The 2343-nt window shown below is 74.5% G+C and carries 2 protein-coding genes; both read left to right on the top strand.

Features of this window, described 5'->3' with window-relative positions:
• Positions 1 to 85: 85 nt before the first annotated feature.
• The gene (locus ACFXA3_RS26890) at positions 86 to 514 is read left to right on the top strand and encodes a hypothetical protein (RefSeq protein ID WP_385190908.1); all 429 of its coding nucleotides are present in this window, start codon (positions 86 to 88) and stop codon (positions 512 to 514) included.
• Entirely contained in the window at positions 511 to 1755 is a 1245-nt protein-coding gene (locus tag ACFXA3_RS26885; protein WP_385190907.1) for an MFS transporter, read from the top strand. Before ACFXA3_RS26890 ends, ACFXA3_RS26885 begins: the two co-directional genes overlap by 4 nt.
• The last annotated feature ends 588 nt before the right edge of the window (positions 1756 to 2343 follow it).

Here is a 2343-nt window from a genome sequence, read left to right as displayed (position 1 = left end):
GGTCACGTGGGATCGGATATTTTTATAACACACACCCATCGGCGAGTGCGCCGCGCGCCGCGGCGGCGCACTCGTCCAGGAGGTCGTGCACGCGAAGTTCAACGTCGACCTGGCCGCGTGCGCGATCCAGGTGGCACTCGGGCGACGCCCCGAGATCGACGTGAAGATCCGGCCCGGAGCCCTCGGCGGCGCGTACCTGACGTCTGGTCCGGGGCTGCTGCTCGACTGCCCCTCCGCGGACCAGGTCATGGCGCGGCCGGGGGTGGAGTTCGTCCGGATCGAGCGGCCCGTCGGCGACCGCACCCCGGCGGTCGCCGGCACGGACCACCGGATCGGCCAGTTCATGGTGGCCGCGGAGAACGCCGAGGAACTGCAGCAGCGGTTCGCCAAGGTCTGGGACTGGTTCGGCCCACAGGTGAAGATCGTCCCGGACGGCCTCACCCCGCGCGAACTGCGCGCGCTCCAGCCCACGCTGCGCCCCGGCGTCCGCTTCGGGGACGCACTGTGGCGGTGACGACGACCGCACCCGCGCCCGCCCGCCGTGGCCTGCGGGGGCTCCTTCCCGCGTCGCCGGCGCAGCGGATCCTGACCTTCGCCACCTTCGCCAACAGCTTCGGCGGCGGGATGTTCACCACCGCGAGCGCGCTGTACTTCACGCGCGTCGTGGGGCTGGAGGCCGGACAGGTCGCCATCGGACTGTTCGGCGGGGCCATGATGGGCCTGGTCGCCGGGGTCCTGGTCGGACGACTGGCGGACCAGTGGGGACCCAAACGCGTCCACGTCACCGTCATGCTCTGCGGCGGGGCGGCGATCTCCTGCTTCACCCTGGTCGGTTCCTTCCGGGCCTTCCTCGCGGTCTCACTGGTCTCGGGAATGATCATTCCCGCGGACGTGGCCAGCAAGGCGCCGCTCATCCGCGGGGTGGCCGACGGGAACCCCACGGTCTTCATCGGCTACCTGCGGTCGGTGACCAACCTCGCGCTCGCGCTCGGCTCGGTCGCCGCCGGCTTCGCGATCCAGATCGACAGCCGGCCCGCGTACCTGGCACTGGTGGTCTGCCGGGCACTGGCGTACGTCAGCTGCGGCCTCATCCTCCTGCGCCTGCCGAGGATCGCGGCCGCGGCCGCCGAGAACGCCGAACGGGGCTGGACCGCACTGCGCGACCGCACCTACCTCAGCGCGACGCTCGCCCATGCCGTGCTGTCACTGAACTACGCCGTGTCCGGGTTCCTGCTGCCGCTGTGGATCGTCGCGCACACGAGCGCGCCCCGGTGGGTGGTCTCGGCGGTCCTGGTGCTCAACATGGCCTTCGTGGTGCTGCTCCAGGTCAAGGTGAGCCGCGGGGTGCACGACGTACGGACCGCCGGCCAGCGCATGGCCTGGGCCGGCGCCGCCTTCGCCGCCGGACTCGCGCTCATGGCCTTGGCCGGCGGTCCCTCCCCCTGGGTGGCGACGGGGCTGCTCATGGGCGGCATGGCCGTCTTCGCCCTCGGCGAGCTCTGGTACGCGGCCGCCTCGACCGAATACTGCTTCGGACTGGCGCCCGCCCATCTGCAGGGCCAGTACGCCGGGGTGTTCGGGCTGGGCAGCGGGGCGGTGGAAGCCGTCGCCCCGGCGGTGATGAGCCTGCTGCCGCTCGGCATGGGCCTGCCCGGCTGGCTGCTGCTCGGCGCGCTGCTGCTGTTCGTCGGCCTGGGCAGCCGGCCGCTGGTGTCCTGGGCGGGCAGGACCCGGCCGACGGCCCCGACCGGATAAGCGCCCGCCACCCGTCCGGCCACCGACGCCGACGCCGACCCCGGCGCCGACGCGGACGCGGACGCGGGTGGGGAGCCGGGGCGGAGGCCAGACCTCCGCCCCGGCTCCCGCACGCCCTGCCGCGTGCCACGGCTCTGCCTCCCGACGCCACCGCCATCGCCCGCGGACACCGATGTCGACGCGGGGAGCCGGGGCGGAGCGTGCATCTCCGACCCGGCTTCCGCATGCCACACATCTCCCAACTGGGACGTGGCTGCCGCTGTGGGCGCGGGCGTGGGCGCAGGTAGGGAGCTGGGCCGGAAGGTGGATCTCCGCCCCGGTTCCGGACGTCCTGCCGCGTACCACGCGTCTGGCCCCGCGACACCTGCGCCGATGCGGACGCCGATGTCCACGCGGGCGCCGACCGGGCGCCGACCGGGCGCGGATCGGGCGCGGATCGGGTGCGGGCGCCGGACGGAGGCCGATGACGGCCGTGGGCCGTGCGTTCTTCGGGGCGGGCGGCCCGGGGGGGGCGGGCCGGGCGGGCGCCCCCGGCGCCGGGGGGGGGGCGCCCACCCCCACCCGCGCGTCGCGCGGGGCGGTGCGCAG

The sequence above is a fragment of the Streptomyces sp. NPDC059456 genome, assembly GCF_042750055.1.
Lineage (GTDB): Bacteria > Actinomycetota > Actinomycetes > Streptomycetales > Streptomycetaceae > Streptomyces.
The sequence above is the reverse complement of the archived record's forward strand: the minus strand, read 5'-3'. Positions and strand labels throughout refer to the sequence as shown.